The sequence below is a fragment of the Demequina flava genome (assembly GCF_000975035.1).
Classification (GTDB): Bacteria; Actinomycetota; Actinomycetes; order Actinomycetales; family Demequinaceae; genus Demequina; species Demequina flava.
In genome coordinates this window covers 314,075-332,674 of the sequence record NZ_BBRA01000002.1, presented here as the reverse complement: position 1 = coordinate 332,674, position 18,600 = coordinate 314,075, and the positions used below count along the sequence as shown (strand labels likewise).

General features: G+C 63.4%; 16 protein-coding genes. 11 read left to right on the top strand and 5 right to left on the bottom strand.

What is annotated here, in order from left to right:
* Positions 1–13: 13 nt before the first annotated feature.
* The 3 genes from AOP74_RS10060 (at position 14) to AOP74_RS10050 (ending at position 3,361) form a co-directional block, all read left to right on the top strand.
* A complete protein-coding gene (locus tag AOP74_RS10060; protein ID WP_061962245.1) occupies positions 14–745 on the top strand; it encodes a lysophospholipid acyltransferase family protein in 732 nt (243 codons plus the stop codon).
* A gap of 66 nt (positions 746–811) precedes the next feature.
* Positions 812–2,011, top strand: coding sequence for a pyrophosphate--fructose-6-phosphate 1-phosphotransferase (locus tag AOP74_RS10055; RefSeq protein ID WP_061962244.1), 1,200 nt, complete (start codon positions 812–814; stop codon positions 2,009–2,011).
* Positions 2,012–2,014: 3 nt separating this feature from the next.
* Positions 2,015–3,361 (top strand): class II 3-deoxy-7-phosphoheptulonate synthase, encoded by a 1,347-nt coding sequence (locus AOP74_RS10050; protein ID WP_061962243.1) that lies wholly within the window; start codon positions 2,015–2,017, stop codon positions 3,359–3,361.
* A 77-nt stretch (positions 3,362–3,438) separates the two neighbouring features.
* Here the strand turns inward: AOP74_RS10050 and pknB are convergent, their stop codons facing one another.
* A complete protein-coding gene (pknB, locus tag AOP74_RS10045) occupies positions 3,439–5,394 on the bottom strand; it encodes a Stk1 family PASTA domain-containing Ser/Thr kinase (protein WP_152649268.1) in 1,956 nt (651 codons plus the stop codon).
* A gap of 64 nt (positions 5,395–5,458) precedes the next feature.
* Positions 5,459–6,853, bottom strand: coding sequence for a LysM peptidoglycan-binding domain-containing protein (locus AOP74_RS10040; RefSeq protein ID WP_236683802.1), 1,395 nt, complete (start codon positions 6,851–6,853; stop codon positions 5,459–5,461).
* A 112-nt stretch (positions 6,854–6,965) separates the two neighbouring features.
* On the opposite strand from AOP74_RS10040, the gene AOP74_RS10035 reads away from it, so the two are divergent.
* Positions 6,966–7,316: an Rv2175c family DNA-binding protein gene (locus AOP74_RS10035; protein WP_061962240.1), complete on the top strand. Its 351-nt coding sequence runs from the start codon at positions 6,966–6,968 to the stop codon at positions 7,314–7,316.
* Positions 7,317–7,342: 26 nt separating this feature from the next.
* On the opposite strand, the gene AOP74_RS10030 is transcribed toward AOP74_RS10035, so the two are convergent.
* Complete coding sequence (locus tag AOP74_RS10030) at positions 7,343–8,413, bottom strand: polyprenyl synthetase family protein (protein WP_061962239.1); 1,071 nt, start codon at positions 8,411–8,413, stop codon at positions 7,343–7,345.
* A 107-nt stretch (positions 8,414–8,520) separates the two neighbouring features.
* Here AOP74_RS10030 and AOP74_RS10025 point away from each other — a divergent pair, with 107 nt between their 5' ends.
* Both AOP74_RS10025 and AOP74_RS10020 read left to right on the top strand, forming a co-directional pair.
* A complete protein-coding gene (locus AOP74_RS10025; RefSeq protein ID WP_061962238.1) occupies positions 8,521–9,594 on the top strand; it encodes a DUF4192 domain-containing protein in 1,074 nt (357 codons plus the stop codon).
* A gap of 213 nt (positions 9,595–9,807) precedes the next feature.
* Entirely contained in the window at positions 9,808–11,133 is a 1,326-nt protein-coding gene (locus AOP74_RS10020; protein ID WP_061962237.1) for an RNA polymerase sigma factor, read from the top strand.
* Between the two features lie 150 nt (positions 11,134–11,283).
* On the opposite strand, the gene AOP74_RS10015 is transcribed toward AOP74_RS10020, so the two are convergent.
* A complete protein-coding gene (locus tag AOP74_RS10015) occupies positions 11,284–12,732 on the bottom strand; it encodes an alanine/glycine:cation symporter family protein (protein ID WP_061962236.1) in 1,449 nt (482 codons plus the stop codon).
* Between the two features lie 161 nt (positions 12,733–12,893).
* Here AOP74_RS10015 and AOP74_RS10010 point away from each other — a divergent pair, with 161 nt between their 5' ends.
* Both AOP74_RS10010 and AOP74_RS10005 read left to right on the top strand, forming a co-directional pair.
* Positions 12,894–13,265 (top strand): hypothetical protein, encoded by a 372-nt coding sequence (locus tag AOP74_RS10010; protein WP_152649267.1) that lies wholly within the window; start codon positions 12,894–12,896, stop codon positions 13,263–13,265.
* 1 nt (position 13,266) lies between these two features.
* Positions 13,267–13,761 carry a GNAT family N-acetyltransferase gene (locus tag AOP74_RS10005; protein WP_061962234.1) on the top strand — a complete coding sequence of 165 codons (495 nt, stop codon included), beginning with the start codon at positions 13,267–13,269 and terminating at the stop codon, positions 13,759–13,761.
* Here AOP74_RS10005 and AOP74_RS10000 read toward each other — a convergent pair.
* The gene (locus AOP74_RS10000; protein ID WP_174435646.1) at positions 13,758–14,570 is read right to left on the bottom strand and encodes a TspO-related membrane protein; all 813 of its coding nucleotides are present in this window, start codon (positions 14,568–14,570) and stop codon (positions 13,758–13,760) included. The two genes, AOP74_RS10005 and AOP74_RS10000, sit on opposite strands and share 4 nt — an antisense overlap.
* A gap of 109 nt (positions 14,571–14,679) precedes the next feature.
* Between AOP74_RS10000 and AOP74_RS09995 the strand changes: the two genes are divergently transcribed.
* The 3 genes from AOP74_RS09995 to AOP74_RS09985 all read left to right on the top strand — a co-directional run bounded on the left by AOP74_RS09995 (position 14,680) and on the right by AOP74_RS09985 (position 18,561).
* Entirely contained in the window at positions 14,680–16,809 is a 2,130-nt protein-coding gene (locus tag AOP74_RS09995; protein WP_061962233.1) for a DNA gyrase/topoisomerase IV subunit B, read from the top strand.
* A gap of 109 nt (positions 16,810–16,918) precedes the next feature.
* Positions 16,919–17,257, top strand: a complete 339-nt coding sequence (locus AOP74_RS09990) for a hypothetical protein (RefSeq protein ID WP_061962232.1) — start codon at positions 16,919–16,921, stop codon at positions 17,255–17,257.
* Complete coding sequence (locus tag AOP74_RS09985; protein ID WP_061962231.1) at positions 17,254–18,561, top strand: threonine/serine exporter family protein; 1,308 nt, start codon at positions 17,254–17,256, stop codon at positions 18,559–18,561. The genes AOP74_RS09990 and AOP74_RS09985 overlap by 4 nt, the downstream gene beginning before the upstream one ends.
* Positions 18,562–18,600: the final 39 nt, after the last annotated feature.

The window sequence follows — 18,600 nt, the reverse complement described above, 5'->3', positions numbered from 1 at the left end:
GACTTACTGCGCCATGTACTACCACCTGTTCAAGCACGCCCTGATTGGCCCACCGGCCAAGGCGTACTACCGACCCTGGGTGGAAGGCGCAGAGAACGTTCCCGACGCTGGTGGAGCAATTCTCGCGAGTAACCACCTGTCCTTCTCCGACTCGGTGTTTCTCCCGCTGGTACTCAAGCGCAAAGTGGTCTTCCTGGGTAAGGCTGAGTACTTCACGGGGAAGGGTCCTAAGGGATGGGCTACCCGTGCCTTCATGGAGGGCGTGGGCGTTATCCCCGTACACCGCGGCGGTGGCCGCGCCTCGGAAGCTGCGTTGCGGACCGGACTCCAAGCACTCCAGGGCGGCGAGCTACTCGGCATCTATCCCGAAGGCACGCGTAGCCCCGATGGTCGCTTGTACCGAGGCAAGACTGGTGTGGCACGCATGGCTATCGAGGCGGGCGTTCCCATCGTTCCCGTCGCGATGATTGACACCCACATCGCCCAGCCCATCGGGCAACGAGTTCCCTCCCGCCACCCCATTGGCGTGAAGATTGGCGAACCCATCCGCATCGACGCGTATGCGGGCCGACAGGACGACCGTGATGCGCTTCGAGAACTGACCGACATCGTCATGCACGCGATCGCAGCTCTGTCGGGTCAGGAAATCGTTGAGAGAGATGCCGCGCAATATAAGCGTGAGCTCGACCGCAAAGCACGCGAAGCTGGCGAAATCAGCGGCGCGGACGGTGCGTCAGGCTCGTAGGTCCACGGGGGCAGTTGGCCCCTAGAATGCTGTTCAGAACACCATCCCTGCCACGAAAGGTATGTCATGTCGGTTCGCCGCGTCGCCCTGCTCACTGCGGGCGGTTTCGCCCCGTGCTTGTCCTCCGCAGTCGGAGGCCTGATTGAGCGCTACTCCGAGATCGCTCCTGATGTCGAGATCATCGCGTATCAGCACGGCTATTGGGGTCTCTTGCGCGGCGAGTACGTCACGATCACTCCTGAGGTGCGTGCCAAGGCCGGCCTGTTGCACCAGTTCGGTGGATCTCCCATCGGTAACTCGCGTGTGAAGCTCACGAACTATGACGACTGCCTGCGTCGTGGACTCGTGGAAGAGGGCCAGAACCCGCTTGAGGCCGCCGCCGACCAGCTCAAGGCTGACGGTGTAGACGTTCTTCACACCATCGGTGGAGATGACACCAACACCACCGCCGCTGACCTCGCTGCCTACCTGCACGAGAACGACTACGAGCTCACGGTTGTTGGCCTGCCCAAGACCATCGACAACGACGTGGTGCCCATCAAGCAGTCGCTTGGCGCATGGACCGCTGCCGAGCAGGCATCCGAGTTCGCCCAGAACGTGATCGGCGAGCACAGGTCGGGTCCGCGCATGCTCATCATCCACGAGGTCATGGGCCGTGCATGTGGTTGGCTCACCGCCGCAGCAGGCATGAAGTACCGCGAGTGGCTCGACACGCAAGACTGGCTGCCGGAGATCGGTCTGTCCAAGGAGCGTTGGGACATCCACGCGCTGTATGTGCCGGAGCAGTCGCTTGACATCGAGGGTGAGGCCGCGCGTTTGAAGACAGTGATGGATGAGGTCGGAAACGTCAACATCTTCCTGTCTGAGGGTGCGGGTGTCCCCGAGATCATCAAGGAGATCGAGGAGGCCGGCGGTGAGGTCGAACGCGACCCCTTCGGTCACGTCAAGCTGGACACGATCAACCCGGGCCAGTGGTTCGCGAAGCAGTTTGCGGAGCGTCTGGGCGCTGAGAAGGTCATGGTCCAGAAGTCCGGCTACTACTCGCGCGCCGCCGCGGCGAATGCCGAGGACCTGCGCCTTATTAAGTCCATGACGGACTACGCCGTCGAGTGCGCATTCCGAGGTGAGGCCGGCGTGATCGGACACGATGAGGAAGACGGTGACCGCTTGAAGGCCATCGAGTTCCCACGTATCGCGGGGCACAAGCCCTTCGACACCGAGACCGCTTGGTACCGCCAGACCCTTGCCGACATCGGGCAGGTGTAGTTGATGAGCGAGGCAGCCCTGGAGGCCGCCGGAGTCGATTCGTACTTGTCCTGCACTGCAAAGCAGCAGCCGTCCTGGCCCGACCAGGAGGCACTGCAGCAGGTCAGCGAGCGTCTGCGTGCCGTGCCTCCACTGGTGTTCGCCGGTGAAGCCGACGTGTTGCGCGAGCAGCTCGCGGCCGCCGGCCGTGGCGAGGCTTTCGTCTTGCAAGGCGGCGACTGCGCTGAGATGTTCGCAGAGGCGACGGCAGACCGGATTCGCAACAAGATCAAGACCATCCTGCAGATGGCTGTGATCCTCACATATGGCGCGTCTACGCCTGTGGTCAAGATCGGGCGCATGGCTGGCCAGTACGCCAAGCCCCGCTCGTCGGATTCTGAGACCCGTGACGGTGTCACGCTTCCCGCTTACCGAGGGGACATTGTGAACAATCACGCGTTCAGTGAGGAGTCGCGGACCCCGGATCCGCAGCGCCTCATGGACGCGTACCACGTGTCCGCGTCTACGCTGAATCTGATGCGCGCCTTCACTCAAGGTGGGTTCGCTGACCTTCGTAGCGTGCACTCGTGGAACAAGGGCTTCGCGGCGAATCCCGCGAACGCCAAGTACGAGAAGATGGCTTCGCAGATCGACCGCGCGGTCCGCTTCATGGGCGCCGCCGGGGGAGACTTCGACGCACTCAAGTCCGTCGATCTCTTCTCGTCTCACGAGGCACTGCTATTGGACTACGAGCGGGCGCTGACGCGCATCGACTCCAGGTCCGGTGAAGCGTATGACTGCTCCGCGCACTTCCTGTGGATCGGTGAACGCACCCGTGAACTCGACGGTGCCCACGTGGAGTTCATGTCGAAGATCCGAAACCCCATTGGGGTGAAGCTTGGGCCCACAGCATCGGGAGCCGATGCCGTGGCGCTTGCGAAGAAGCTGAATCCGGATAACACTCCGGGACGCTTGACCTTTGTCGCGCGTATGGGTGCAGACAAGGTGCGAGACGCCTTGCCTCCGTTGGTCGAGGCCGTTCGCGACGCAGGCATCTCGGTCACGTGGCTTACCGACCCGATGCACGGCAATACCTTCACGTCGGAGTCTGGCTACAAGACGCGTCGTTTTGACACGATTCTTGACGAGGTCCGGGGCTTCTTCGAAGTGCACCGCGCTCTTGGTACCGTCCCCGGCGGTTTGCATGTCGAGCTGACCGGAGACGATGTCACCGAGGTCATGGGCGGCACCGAAGACATTGATGATGACGGTCTGGCGGCACGCTACGAGACCAAGGTTGATCCGCGTCTCAATCACTGGCAGTCGCTGGAGATGGCCTTCCAGGTATCGGAGCTTCTGACTACTGAGTAATCCCACGTGAAAGCGTGAACAACGATGGCCCGGAACCGTGAGGTTCCGGGCCATCGTCGTTGTGGCTGAAGTGCGGTTTAGTACTCGAGGTATACGTTCGTACCGCGCTCGACGTCCGAGCCCGGAGCAGGGTCCATCGTGTAGACGCGCGTTGTGAAGTTCCACGGATTGTCGTCGCCGGACACCGTAAGGCCTAGGCCCTCGAGGGTTGCCTTCGCGTCTTGGTACTCATCACCCCGAACGTCGGGAATTGTCACGAGCGGGTACCCCTCAGAGACCGTGATCGTCATCTCCTGAGTCCTTACGCCATCGGCGCCAGCATCAGGACTCTGTACATATACGCGGCCTGGTTCAACCTCGTCGGTACGCCCGTACTCGACTTCAGGATCGATGCCGTACTCCTGAAGCGCGACGATCGAGGCGTTCTCCCTCATTCCGATGAGGTCAGGGATCGTGATGGGTTCCGGTCCGTCGGAGACGGTGAGCTCGATGACCGTGTCGTGATCCACGACCTCACCAGCTTCGGGGGAGACGTTCAGAACTTCACCCTCGGGTGCGGTGTCGGAGTACTCCGTGAGGGGATCCCCTACGGTAAATCCTGCATCGGTCAGCGTCTGCTCAGCCTCATCCTGGGATGAGCCGACAACGCTGGGGATCTCGAGCTGCTCCTTGCCCTCAGATACGTTGACCGCGATCTGCGCGCCGTCGAGCGCGCGCTCTTGGCCGCTGGGGTCCGTACTGACCACATAGCCCGCGGCGATCGCGTCGTCGTAAACGTTGTTGACATCAACGGTGAATCCGAGGTTCTCGAGCGTGTCTGTGGCGCCCTGCTCTGTCTGACCTGCGACGTCCGGAACTGTCGTATATGCACCTGGGCCAACCGCTTGGTACCACCACACACCGGCTGAGGCGAGCACGAGCACGGCAGCGACGATGGCAGCGATCCACCACGCAGTGCGATGAGAAGTCTGGTCGGGTTCGGTGGCTTCGGGGTCGTCGTCGCTGAGATTGTCGGAGTAGACCTCGAGGTCAATCGCGGAGCCGTCCAGCCCGATTGGCAGGGCGATCGTGGAACCGCTTGGCGGCTCTTCAATCACTGTTGTTGCGCCGTCGTCAGGGCTCACTGCGACGGGTGTGGCACCGGAAGGGCGCGCCGCAGCACGGGCGAGCGTGGGGTCGTCGAGCGATGAGTGCAGATCCTTGACCAGAATCAATGCACCTGCGGCGTCGTCCGGACGGGCATCGGGATTGCGCGCAGTGAACTGCGCGACAACGTCGTCGACCTCTCCCGGTAGCCATGCCACCTGTGACGAGGGAGCCGGAATGTCTTCGTGGACGTTCCGCGCGGCGAGAGCGAGGGCGGTATGAGCCGTAAACGGCTGACGACCGGTGATCAGTTCGTACAGCAGCACGCCGCACGCGTAGACGTCGCTACGCATGTCCGAGGTTCCGTAGGTGACAAGCTCTGGCGCGAGGTATGCGACCGTGCCCAGAAGCGTGCCGGTGGTGGTGCTGGTGACTTCGGTGACCGCTCGGGCAAGGCCAAAGTCAGTGAGTTTGGGTTCGCCGTCGGAGTCGAGGAGCACATTCTCGGGCTTCAGGTCGCGATGGACGAGTCCCTGGCTGTGCGCCGCGCTAAGTGCGGCGAGCACCTTTTCCACAATGTCGAGGGCTTCCCCCACGGGGAGGGGGCCCTCACGGTTGATGTACTCACGCAAGTTCTCGCCGGCGACGTACTCCATCGTGAGATAGGAGAGTTCGCCATCGACGCCTTGGTCGTAGACACGAACCATGCCGGGGTGCGTGAGCCGCGCCGCTGCCTTGGCCTCACGGCGGAAGCGCGACACGAAGTCTGCCTCGGACGCGTCTGCGGCGAGGTGGGGGTGCATCACCTTGAGAGCAACGTCGCGTTCAAGACGTCGGTCAAAAGCAAGGTAGACGGTGGCCATTCCACCTGCTGCGACGCGATCGCGCACTTCGTAGCGGCCGTCAATCACACGGCCAAGCAGCGGGTCAGTCATGGTCTCGGACACGTCAACATTGTATGGGGCGCGACTGCGGTGCACGGGTGCTCACGCGGTGCGCCGCGAATGCCGTTTAGAAGCGCTCCATGAGCGACAAGACGGAAGCGACGTAGCGCTTGGTGTCGGGGTACATGCCGTACTTCCGGACCCCAGCCTCGCCCTGGTAGTAGCCGGCGATGGCAATCTCCAGGTCCTGTCCGTTTCGCGTCAGGTGGTTGATGATCGCGACTCCCGCTTCGACGTTGTCGGTTGGGATCAGCAGGTTGAGGTCACGGCCGACCATGTTCGATGCCCACTCGCCGGAGGTCGGAATCACCTGCATAGCGCCAATCGCGTTCGCGGGAGAGACGGCGCGCATGTTGAAGCCGGACTCCTGATACGAGATGGCCTGCGCGAGCGACGGGTCTACTCCGTACTTGTTTGCGGCGGCCACGACCATTGCCTGCATTTCGTCCCGCGATGGAACATCCATGGCGTTCAGAGTCGCCTTGTTCTGGTTGGCGGCGCCGACAGTGGGCGCATCGTAGGTGCGTCCTGCAAAGCTGTCGCCGACGAGCCCAGAGGCTGTCCCGCCCGAGATCGTGAGCTTCTGGCCGACCTTAATCAGGGCGGCGTTTTTGATCCCGTTGTTCGACACGATCTGTGACACGGACACACCGTGACGGGCAGCGATGGCGCCGAGCGTATCGCCGGCGACAACGGTGTAGGTCACGGTTTCGCCAGAGAAATTAGAGAGGTTGTCGCCGGTAGCGAGCGTGGGGGAGGTGTCGGACGAGACCGTGTTGGACACGGTCGTGGCAGTCGAGGAACCGACTTCCGCGCCGCCTGGGATGGAAAGGCTCTGGCCGATCCGGATCGTGGCCGACGCGTTCAGGCCGTTCGCATCCTTGATCGCCGAGACTGATGTGCCGTACTTGCGCGCCAAGCCCCAGACGGTGTCGCCCGAGGCGACCTTGTGGGTCAGCGTCCCGGAGGTCGACGTGGAGGTGGCCGTGGTCGTGCTGGTCTTGGCGGAACTCGATGTCGATCCGCTACCAGCGCCAGGGATGGTGAGGGTCTGACCGATCCGAATCGTCGCGGAGGAGTTCAGCGAGTTGGCGGAGATGAGTGCTGACACCGTGGTGCCGTACTTGCGAGCCAACCCCCAAACGGTGTCGCCGGAGGCAACCTTGTGGGTCCCCGCACTGGCGGTGGTGGTCGCGGCTGCCGTGGAGGTGCCACCGGAAGGAATGGTGAGCGTTTGCCCGATCACAATCAGAGCGCGTGAGTTGAGCCCGTTCGCATCGATGATGCTCGAGACGGAAGCGCCGTAGCGGACCGCAAGGCCGCTTACGGTGTCACCGGAACTGACACGGTGCTGCTCGTCCGCCACGGCGGGCAGGGCGCTGAGGCCGGTGAAGGCGATGGCGGCGGTGGCGGTTGCGGCGGCGCCGCGAAGCGCGCGACGGGTGATGGCAGTGCGACTCACGGTGTTCTCCTTGCTGAGGCTGATGTGCTCAATGTTACAGATGTGACACAAGTGACTGTAGTGACTGTCACCGTGGTGCGCAAGGGTATTCATTGCTTTGTAATGTGGTGGGGTGAGCGACAACATCAATTGGCTGTCCGTGCCCGACTTCGCCGAGGCGATGGGCGTCCCCGCAACCCACGTCCGCGACATGCTGCGTACTCGCATACTTGTTGCGACGCGTCGTGGGGAGAATCAGGCTTGGTACATCCCCGAGGATTTCCTGATCGAAGACGACGGGCAGATCCGGGAGCTTGCGACGCTGCCCGGCACGATCACCCAGCTCACAGACGCCGGACTTACCGACGACGAGATCCTTGAGTGGCTCTTCACGGAGGCGGAAGAGCTGGGCGCGACGCCGATGTCCGCGTTGCGCGAGGGCAAGCGCAAGCCCGTCAGGCGCGCGGCGCAAGCACTGGGATAACCCACCTACGCCAGCATCGGCGGGTGTTAGGCGTTACGGTCGACGACCGCGGATGCCAGCGCGCGTAGCGCAGTGACCCCGTCAGATTTCAGGTCGCCCCGAGTCAACTCTCGGTCAGCGCGTTGCGACAATGCGCGAATCTGCTCCTCCGCGCTGTCGATCGCGCCAGTGCCCACGATGACCTCCACGGCGTCCGCGACGTGCTGATCCGAGGCATTGCGGTCGCCCAGCACGGATCGCAGAGCCTCGCGATCCGCGCCACTCCCGTGAGTCCACGCGTGCCACAGCAACAGTGTCCGCTTTCCCTCGCGAATGTCGTCGCCCGCGGGTTTGCCTGTCACTTCAGGCGTCCCAGTGAGGCCCAGGACGTCATCACGCAACTGGAATGCCAGGCCTAGGTCAATGCCGCCCTGGCTGAGCGACTCGAGGCGGCTGCTCGGCGCCCCTGCCGCAGCTGCACCGAGCATCAGGGGGTACTGCGCGGAATATGAGGCGGTCTTGGTGCGCATGACGGTGAGAATCTGTTCGCGTTGATCGCCCAGGCTGTCCAGTGGTTGCACGGCGGCGCGCATATCGGCGTATTGCCCGGCCGTGACGAGTTCGGCCATCGTCGCGAAGAGGTTTGCGAGCACGGGGCCTGCCGAGTGGGACCCGGTGACCCTACTCATCGCGCGGTTGCACGCCATGAGAGCGATATCTCCGGCCAAGACCGCGCCCGCAACTCCGTAGTGCTCGCTGTCGCCTTCCCAGCCAGCCTCGCGGTGGAGTGACTCGATGCGGCGGTGGGCGGCCGGTTGTCCGCGTCGTGTGTCGGACCCGTCCAGAACGTCGTCGTGAAGCAAAGCGGCGGTTTGGAAGAGCTCGATGGCCGCGGCGATCTGGGCGACCTGGGCCTCGTCATCGCCATCCTGTGCGCGATGCGAGGCGAAAGTGAGGAGCGCACGGAGTCGCTTTCCACCGGCGGCTGCGGACGCGAACGGATCGAGGAGTTCGCGGGCGGGCGGCCCGACTGGTGCGACCGCAGCTTCGGTAGCGCCGAGCGCTTCCGAGATTGCGGTGTTGGTCAGGTCTCGCCAAGCATTCAACTGATCACTCACGAGGCAAGCCTACGGGTCCTGTCCCCAGTCGCCTTGCGTTCGACGGATCTCCACAGATGCGCCCGACGCACGAACTCAGTGCGGGGTACGGGACAACCGTAGAGGGCATGACGACACGCACACTTCATGGTCCTGGCGAACTGATCGCCGCTATTCCTACGTTGTTGGGTTACGACCCGCTCGAGTCTGTTTTGGTCATTGGACTTGGTAGCGACGGCGGACTCGAAGCGGCCTTGCGCCTGGATAGGGCCTGTGCTGCGGGGCAGGTTGGCGTGGAAGACCTCCGCGATGCGCTGATTGCCGGCCTCGACGCAGCTCCTATCGAACGCGTGATCCTCGTATCGTGGACAACCGAGGACGTGTCGCTGACGTGCCCGGCCATGGAACGTATGCGCGAGATCATTGACCCGCTGTGCGACGTCGCGGACGGGTGGGCCACGAATGGTGTGGGGTACTGGTCGCCTGGTTGCGCGGACCGAGAATGTTGTCCGCGTGGTGGCCGAGAACTCCCGTGGATTCCTGACGCGCTTCCGGGTGCCGTGACGCGGGTCGCTGCGCCGCCTCTCCACATCCACCGCGAGCCCGCTTCCCGTGACATTGCGGCTCTGACAGGCCGCGCGCCGTCGCAGCGGCGCCGCAACGCGCAGCGGGCTGCGCAGCGGTGGGAAAGGCGCCGCGACAACGGGCGCGATCAGTGGTGTCGCGACAGCTGGACACATGTCCTCGCCAGTGGTGCAGCGCCAGCAGGAGATGCAACGTGGGGCAAGGTGATCGCAGGGCTCAGGGACGTGAGAGTCCGAGACGCCGTGATCGTCCATTGGCTCGGCGCGCCGCCTGTCGTGATTGCTGATGTGTTGGACGGGCGCGTGACCGAGGGTGTTCACAAGGTGATGGACGCCGCGTTGCGGCCAGGGGAGGGGCCAGTGCCTGATCCGGACGCGATCGTCGAGGCGCTGGAGTGGTGCGCCCAGTTGGCGCGCATGGTGCGCGGACACGACCATGCGGTCCCGCAGGCATTGACTGCGATCCTGTATTGGTGGGCAGGGGACGCCGTCGAATGTCGTCGATGGGCGAGCGAGGCACTTGTCAGCGACGGGACGTACACTCTTGCCATGCTCCTGCGCGACATGTGCGATGCGGGACTGCAACCCGGATGGCGAAGTGACCGAATCGTGCCCTAACGGGAACGAATTCATTGACAGCCCCGTTATACTTAAATGTAATTGCGTGCGGCGCTCTCCAGACAGGCCATTCGGCTTGCCTGCTGATATGGAGAAGTCGGTCGATGTCCCCTACGCCTTAAGTTTTTCGCGGGGAGCCATCGGGTGACAGCTTGATCAGAGAAGCCGGCGCACTAGTCCGTTAGGGCCCACACCGCGCAGGCAACCGCCAGCGTGCACAGGTGGGTTCGCTCCAACGAGAAGGAGAAGGCCACGTCTACCGCAGCCTCGTCCACCGCCCGCAAGAAGACACCCGCGAAGGCGAGCTCCTCCTCGGCCGCTGAGAAGTCCACTGACGACAGCGTCGAGCAGGACGCCAGCACCAAGGCACCGGCGCGCAAGCCCGCCGCCAAGAAGCCCGCAGCAAAGAAGGCGCCGGCCCGCAAGCCTGCCGCGAAGAAGCCTGCTGCCAAGGGTAAGGCCGCTCCCAAGAAGGAGACCATCAAGGCCTCTGACGTGCCGGAAGAGCGCGAACTCGAAGAGCCAGCGGAAGAGCCCAAGAAGCCCTCATCGCGGCTCGAAGAGCGCGGCGGGTTCGTCCTGGGCAATGCCGACGACGATGCACCCGTCCAGCAAGTCACGACGGCCGGTGCAACTGCCGACCCCGTTAAGGACTACCTGAAGCAGATCGGTAAGGTCGCGCTGCTCAACGCGGAACAGGAAGTCGACCTCGCCAAGCGCATTGAGGCCGGACTGTTCGCGGAGGAGAAGTTGTCCTCCGGCGAGAAGATCGCCCCAAAGATGCGCCGCGAACTCGAGTGGATCGCCAACGACGGTCGCCACGCAAAGAATCACCTGCTCGAAGCCAACCTGCGTCTCGTGGTCTCGCTCGCAAAGCGATACACCGGTCGCGGAATGCTCTTCCTGGACCTGATTCAGGAGGGCAACCTTGGTCTGATTCGTGCCGTCGAGAAGTTCGACTACACCAAGGGTTACAAGTTCTCGACCTACGCCACCTGGTGGATCCGCCAGGCGATCACGCGCGCCATGGCCGACCAGGCTCGCACCATTCGTATCCCCGTGCACATGGTCGAGGTCATCAACAAGCTGGCACGCGTGCAGCGCCAGATGCTCCAGGACCTGGGACGCGAGCCCACGCCTGAGGAGTTGGCCGAGGAACTCGACATGACCCCTGAAAAGGTTGTCGAGGTCCAGAAGTACGGACGCGAGCCCATCTCGCTTCACACCCCGCTGGGTGAAGACGGTGACAGCGAGTTCGGTGACCTGATCGAAGACTCCGAGGCTGTGGTTCCGGCAGACGCCGTGGGCTTCACGCTGCTGCAAGAGGAACTCACCAAGGTCATGGACACGCTGTCTGAGCGCGAGGCCGGAGTTGTCGGCATGCGCTTCGGCCTGACCGACGGCCAGCCCAAGACTCTCGACGAGATTGGCCGTGTGTTCGGCGTGACTCGTGAGCGGATCCGCCAGATTGAGTCAAAGACGATGTCCAAGCTGCGCCACCCGTCACGCTCGCAGGTGCTGCGCGACTACCTCGACTAAATCCGAACTGCCGTAAAGGCCGGGACGTGAGTGCACCACGCACTCACGTCCCGGCCTTTCGTCGTTGTGAGCCAATACGTGTGTGGACTTTTGGCACCGGACGGAACCCCCGGCATCGGCCCTCATCACGCGCCCAAGAAGCGGGCGCGGCTATTGCGGATCGCGCCCGGTGACCGACTGCTCGTCCCGCCACTCGGTGATGCCGGGAACGTCGGGCAACGTTTCGCGCGTGAATACTGGGTCGCGGCCGGCTCGCACCTGACGCTGGTAGTCACGCAGCATGGTCACGACCAGCGGTGTCAGCAGCGCCAGCACGGGGATGTTGATGAGCGCAAGGATCCCCAACGCACCATCGGACAGCGTCCACACCACACCGGCGGAGGCAATGCTGCCCACAAAGACGCACAGCACCACACCCGACCGGTATAGCGTCATCACCGGCTTCCGAGTCGTGATGTACGCAATATTGGATTCTCCGTAGTAATAGCTACCGAGAATGGTCGAAAAGGCGAGCAGGAAGACGATGATCGACAGAACGTGCCCCGCCCACGCACCTAGCGTGCCGACCACCGCCTGCTCGGTGAGGGTGATGCCTTGTGGCACATTCGTGAGATCGGGCTGTGACACCAAGATGATGAATGCTGTAATGGAACACACGATCCAGGTGTCGAAGTACACGCCCAGCGTCTGAACCAAGCCCTGCTTGACGGGGTGGGTCGTGGCGGCCGATGCCGCGGCATTGGGCGCTGTTCCCAGTCCCGCCTCGTTGGAGAACATGCCGCGTTGGATGCCGACAACGATGACGGACCCGATCGCGCCTCCGGCGACAGACTCACCCGTGAAGGCGTCCTCCACGATCAATCCAAGGACCGGGAGAATCTGGTCCGCATGAGATCCCACGACCAAGATTCCGAGCACGAGGTACAGCAGCGCCATTGCGGGAACTAGTGACGATGTGATCTTCGAGATACGGCGAACGCCGCCGAAGACGACGAGCGCAGTCGCTGTCGCGATGATGAATCCCAATACGACGGGCATGGGGCCGTCGAGCGACGTGCCCGTGGACGATGCCACAGTCTCGGTGATCGTGAAGGCCTGCAGTGAGTTCACGATGAAGGGGATCGCGATAATGAGCACCACGGCGTAGACAACACCGAGTGCGCGAGACCCCACCCCGCGCTCCATGTAGTACGCCGGACCGCCGCGGAAGCCCGCTGGATCTCGTCGCTTGAACAGCTGGGCGAGCGTCGCCTCAACAAAGCTCGTCGCACCGTTGATCAGTGCCATGACCCACATCCAAAACACCGCCCCGGGGCCACCCACGGCGATCGCTGTGCCGACGCCTGCGATGTTGCCGATTCCCACGCGCGAGGCGGCGGACAGCGTGAATGCCTGGAACGCCGACAACGACTGAGGCTTGCCGTCCGCATCGAGGGGAGTGGCATCGGCCAGAGTCTTGAACATGCGCGGCAAGAGCCGGATCTGCACGACACCGGTGCGGAAGGTGAAGTAGAGCCCAAGGATGAGGATGACTGGCGCGCTAATCCAGGTCCACAGGTAGTCGACTGCGGTCGGGATCCACTGTTCAATGCCGATCATGGTGTTGTCAGCGTAATGTGCGTGTGTCCGTGGTGCCTGGTGTTACGGCTGGTGTGTGGCCAGTGACGCCCGCGTCGGGCTGCCAAGGCGTTTCCAAAGCCGGGGAAGTGGCGGGGCGCGATATCATCGCAGGCGACGTCGTCAGAGAGGGACTCGTTTCCATGGACATTGTGCGCTACGCACTGCTCATCGCTCACTTCATTGGATTGGCTGCAATTTTGGGGCCATTCCTCGACCAGTGGCGCTCGGACGTTAAGCGGGTGACGCAGACCATGGTCTGGGGTGCTCGTGCCCAACTCCTGACAGGACTTTTGCTCGTCGGTGTGGCCGAGATGAACGACTTTGAGGTCGATCACGCGAAGATCGCGGTCAAGCTGCTCGTGGCGGTCGCCGTGGCTGGCGCGGCAGAGGTGGGAGCCAAGAAGACTAAGGCACTCACGTCTGACAGCCCGGCCGATGCTGTGCGCACCCTGTGGTGGGTGGTGGGGGCTTTGACGGTCGTCAACATCGCGGTTGCGGTCGCCTGGCGCTGATATGGGCACTGTGCGCCTTGCAACATCGGCCGATGCCGCCGAGATCGTTCACTTGGGTGCGCTCATGTATAAGGCAGTGGGTGCTAAACCCACCCCAACGTGGGCTGTCGACGCCACCCAACTTGTCCGTGACCGCCTGGGTCGCGACCTGATCGGCATGGTGATTGACGCGCCTGAAGGCGGATTGGCAGCCTGCGCGTTGATCAACGTGGCGCCGCGACTGCCAAAGCCAGGCGCGATGGCTCACCACATGGGCTACATCCAGTGGGTGTCGACTGCGCCGCAGCATCAGCGCAAGGGATACGGACGCGCGGTGATGGAAGCCCTGCTTGATGAGACTGACAAGCGCGGCATCGAGGTCGTCGAACTTCACGCCACGCCCATGGCTCGGGACCTCTATGAAGACCTGGGGTTCTACGTCAAGCGCGACAACATCGCGATGCTTACGGTGCGAGGCCGCCCAGATCACCCAGTGCCGGACGGCGAAGGGCTCTAGTCAGACCCTGCAGGGATGCGCCGCGCGGGATCGAAATCGATCGCCGCGAACGGGACCGCAAAGGCCACCGTGGCGGACAGACCGGCCGACCACACCATCGGAAGGCTCTCCGGATCGATCGTGCGACCCACCGCGATCCACGCCAGTCCCCACGCCATTGCCAGCCCTAAGCCAACGGCGAGGCCAGGGCGTGAGCGCAGGCGGCGTGATGCAGCGATCGCAATCACCGCGAGTGCAGCACTCGCAATGGCAGTCCACGGCATTCCAGCGTCGCTTGAAGCGTCCGAACTGCCCACGGCGAGCGCAGCGATGTTCGCAGCGGTCGCCACAGTCGACCAGCCCAGATAGAGCCCGACAGTCACATCAGTGCTGACGACGTCGAGCCATTTGTCGGGCGCGTGCGCCACCAACAGGACAGCAATCCTGGCGAGAACGGCGACCAGCGCGATGATCACGATCGGTGACAGCGACAACAGGTCCGCCTGGATCACCCCGATCCACGCCGCATTAAGTGCCATCGACACCAACACCCACCAAGAGATGGCGCGATAGCGCGTTGACGATGCGCGGCTCGGGAGGGCCTGAACAATCGCAAATAAGGCCAACCCCGCATAGATCACGGACCAGATAGCGAAGGCGGTGCCAGCTGGCGCGAGGAGTGTGGCGTCCGCGGCGAGTGCGCCGTCTGCCGCTTCTTCGATAGGCGTGCCGCCAAACGCGCCCGCGCCCCACGCAGCTCCCAGGATCGCTACCGCGGCGCCTAGCGCCACGGCGACCTGTCGAATGCGGTCTTGAGTCTGAGCCTGCACGTGAATCTCCTCTCGGACGAGCGCTGACGGTTGTTGAGGTCAACGCGGCGGGTACGAACGCATATTCCGCTTCAGTCGGCACCGACCCACCCGGTGCGCCTGTCATGGCATGTCGGAGGGGGGACCTATCCTTGTCGCCGTGGCTGCTTCCGACTATTCCGCACGACACCTGTCCGTCCTCGAAGGCCTTGAGGCGGTGCGTAAGCGTCCCGGTATGTATATCGGGACCACCGACTCCCGGGGCTTGATGCACTGCCTGTGGGAAGTGATCGATAACTCGGTCGACGAGGCACTGGGCGGCTTCGGCGACTCGATTGAGATCATCCTCCACCCGGACGACTCCGTGGAGGTGCGCGACTACGGACGCGGCATTCCGGTCGACGTCGAACCCAAGACAGGACTCACCGGAGTCGAAGTAGTCATGACCAAGCTGCATGCTGGCGGAAAGTTCGGCGGTAGCTCTTACGCGGCCTCGGGTGGACTGCACGGTGTGGGTGCCTCGGTGGTCAACGCGCTCAGCGAGCGCCTCGACGTGTGGGTCGACCGTGGCGGTAAGACTCACCACATGGCCTTCCGCCGTGGAGAGCCAGGGCAGTGGGCGGACCCGGAGACGGGCGCCTCACCGAACTCAGAGTTCTCGCCTTTCCACACGGGTTCTGAGCTCAAGGTGGTCGGCAAGGTTGCCAAGGCACGCACGGGAACTCGTGTGCGCTACTGGGCAGACCGACAGATCTTCAACAAGAACGCGCGCTTCACCTTCGAGGACCTCCTCACTCGTGCGCGCCAGACGGCGTTCCTTGTCCCGGGACTCACTATCACCGTGCGTGACGAGCGCAATCCGCTCGAGCCATCGGAGGAGTCGTTCCGTTACGACGGTGGACCGCGAGACTTCGTCGAGTTCATCGCATCGGATGCCGGCGTCACGGACACGTGGGAGCTCAAGGGCACCGGACAATACTCGGAGACAGTGCCGGTCCTCAAGGCAGACGGAACCTTGGTCTCTGAAGAGGTTCACCGGGAGTGCCAGGTCGACGTCGCGCTGCGGTGGGGCGTGGGCTACGAGTCGGAAGTGCGCTCCTTCGTCAACATCATCTCGACCCCCAAGGGCGGCACGCACCAGGCCGGTTTCGAAGCGGGCCTGACCAAGGTTGTTCGCAAGGTCATCGAGACCAATGCGCGTCGCTTGAAGCTGACCGGCAAGGACGGCGCCGAGCGGATCGAGAAAGACGACATCATGGCGGGATTGACGGCCGTCGTCACCGTGCGCATCGCGGAGCCCCAGTTCGAGGGGCAGACCAAGGAAGTCCTGGGAACGACACCGGTCCGCGGCATCGTCGCCAAGGTCGTCGAGAAGGAACTGCTGGCAATCCTTACCTCGACCAAGCGCGACGACAAGGTGCAGGCCAACACCGTGCTGGAGAAGATCGTCGCGGAAATGCGTGCGCGTGTGGCCGCGCGTAAGCAGAAGGAAATCTCGCGCCGCAAGAATGCGCTCGAGACTTCTTCGTTGCCCGCGAAGCTTGCTGATTGCCGTAGCAACGACGTGGATACGTCGGAACTGTTCATCGTCGAGGGAGACAGCGCGCTCGGTACTGCGAAGCTCGCTCGCCAGAGTGACTTCCAGGCGCTCTTGCCGATTCGAGGCAAGATCCTCAACGTGCAGAAGGCGTCCGTCACGGACATGCTCCACAACGCGGAGTGCGCCTCCATCATCCAGGTCATCGGAGCCGGATCAGGGCGCACGTTCGATCTTGAGCAGGGTCGCTACGGCAAGATCATCTTGATGACTGACGCGGACGTCGATGGAGCGCACATTCGCACGCTGTTGCTTACGCTCTTCTTCCGGTACATGCGCCCCATGATCGACGCAGGGCGCATCTATGCCGCAGTTCCGCCGCTGCACCGCGTCGAGGTCAAGGGTTCGCCACGCCGCGAGAAGGAGTACATCTACACGTACTCCGAGAAGGAACTATCGGACACGTTGCGCGACCTCCGCCGGTCGGGACGCAAGTACAACGAGGACATCCAGCGGTACAAGGGCCTCGGTGAGATGGATGCCGACCAGCTCGCGGAGACCACGATGGACCCGGCGCATCGAACACTGCGCCGCATTACCGCGGAGCATGCGGAGGCGGCTGAGCGTGTGTTTGAGCTCCTCATGGGCAACGAGGTCGCGCCCCGGCGCGACTTCATCGTGGAAGGCGCACGCAAGCTCGACATGGCTCAGATCGACGCATAGGCAGCAACAGGACAAGCGAGTGCCAATGCTCGCATTCTGATGCGCGCTGTGTGACTGTAGGACGATGAACCGCCCTACTTACCTTGACCGGAACACAGGCATACCCACGATGGGGGTGTCGCCACGGGGTCCACGCCAGATCACGCGGGCCGATGTCGACGCCATCATGGCGTGCCACGACACCGCCGCCCTGGCTGAGATGAAGGCCTACGCCCGCTCATATTTTGCGATGAGCGGGATGATCGTCATGAGCGTCGGGGGAGCGTGTATCGCAGCGCTCGCGCGCCGCCCTGGGTGGGCCATGGGGGCTATCGGCCTGGCTGTCGCAGGAGGCCTTGGCGTGATCGAGGCGCGACGGCGCGCTCGTGAGTGGGAAGCCGTCGCCGATGCGCGCCTAGGACTTCTTGATGCGAGCGCGGACCTGGACCCTGCCACAATGTCACCGTGAGTGTTGAGCAACCCGACAGCGACGAGCCGCACGTCAGATCAATCAACGAGGTCGAGGAGTCGCTCGAGCCCGTCTCTTTGATCGAGCAGTCGCGGGCAACCCTGCGGACCGGCCAGTTAATGCTGGCCGCTGGCACCGCCAGTTACCGTGTGAAGCAGGCAATGCGGGCGGTCGCCGCGGCCCTTGGTGTCGACCGCCACAGTAATCACGTCGCGATGACTGACATTGCGGCCACGTCGCACCGCGGTCGCATCTTTCGCACTGAGGTTGTCGAGAACCGCTCGTTCGCCGTGAACACCGACAGGCTGTGGCAGTTGGATCGCTTGCGCAGGACGCTCCCAGAGCGGACTACGCCTGCCGAGGTGCACCGGGCCCTCGATGAGATCGAGGGCCGCGGCGCGATCCACCCCGGTTGGATGAACTCCGCTGTGGCGGGCGTCGCGTGCGCCGCGTTCGCGATCCTCAATGGCGCGTTGCCTCTCGAAGTCGTTGCCGTCTTCATCGCCGCTGCGTGTGGCCAGTGGATGCGACGAACTCTCGCACACCGGCACTTCAATGGATTCGGCACTACGATGGTGGCCGCAGCCGTCGCGACCCTGGTCTACGTCAGTGGGATATTCCTGATTTCCTTGACGGGCTACGACATCGGCACGCACGCGGCGGGTTACATATCGTCGGTGCTCTTTCTCCTGCCCGGGTTCGCTCTCATTACTGGCGCGCTCGATATGGCAAAGCTTGACCTGCAGTCGGGCATCCAACGCATTGCGTACGGCACCATGATCACGATGGCAGCTGGCGTCTCAGTGTGGATTGTGTCGCTGGCGAGCTCCCTGGACACGCGACCCCGCATCGAAGAAGACCTGCCAGTGATCGCGGACGTGGCTCTGTGGGGCGTCCCCTCCGCGATGGGCGTCATGGGATTCGCGCTCATGTTCAACAGCCCGTGGCGCATGGCGCTGACGGCCGCACTCATCGGCGGTATCGCGAACACGGGGCGGCTGGCCCTGATGGATCACGGGATCGAAACCCAGGTGGCGACAGCGGCTGCCTGCCTTGCTGTGGGCGTGATGGCGGCGGTCGGAGCGCGCGGTGGGCGCTTCCCGGTCATCACGTTGTCGGTGCCCGCGGTCTTGGTGATGATTCCGGGCGTGGCGGCACACGAGGCGCTTGTCTCGCTGAACACCGGAGATTACACAGCCGCCATGGCGGGCATTCTTGAAGTGACCTTGATCGTTTTGTCCATCATGGTGGGCCTGGTGTCAGCCAAGCTCGTGACCGACCGCGAATGGGCGACCGGCGACTAGTGTCCCTCTAGTACCAGGGGAGACGTCAACATCGGCCCT

What these genes read in the sequence shown, in the direction of transcription:
- AOP74_RS10015 (WP_061962236.1), bottom strand. Translation starts at nt 12,732, where the DNA reads ATGATCGGCATTGAACAGTGGATCCCGACCGCAGTCGACTACCTGTGG.
- AOP74_RS10005 (WP_061962234.1), top strand. Translation starts at nt 13,267, where the DNA reads ATGGGCACTGTGCGCCTTGCAACATCGGCCGATGCCGCCGAGATCGTT.
- AOP74_RS10055 (WP_061962244.1), top strand. Translation starts at nt 812, where the DNA reads ATGTCGGTTCGCCGCGTCGCCCTGCTCACTGCGGGCGGTTTCGCCCCG.
- AOP74_RS10025 (WP_061962238.1), top strand. Translation starts at nt 8,521, where the DNA reads ATGACGACACGCACACTTCATGGTCCTGGCGAACTGATCGCCGCTATT.
- AOP74_RS10060 (WP_061962245.1), top strand. Translation starts at nt 14, where the DNA reads ATGTACTACCACCTGTTCAAGCACGCCCTGATTGGCCCACCGGCCAAG.
- AOP74_RS10050 (WP_061962243.1), top strand. Translation starts at nt 2,015, where the DNA reads ATGAGCGAGGCAGCCCTGGAGGCCGCCGGAGTCGATTCGTACTTGTCC.
- AOP74_RS09990 (WP_061962232.1), top strand. Translation starts at nt 16,919, where the DNA reads ATGGGGGTGTCGCCACGGGGTCCACGCCAGATCACGCGGGCCGATGTC.
- AOP74_RS09995 (WP_061962233.1), top strand. Translation starts at nt 14,680, where the DNA reads ATGTCGGAGGGGGGACCTATCCTTGTCGCCGTGGCTGCTTCCGACTAT.
- AOP74_RS10010 (WP_152649267.1), top strand. Translation starts at nt 12,894, where the DNA reads ATGGACATTGTGCGCTACGCACTGCTCATCGCTCACTTCATTGGATTG.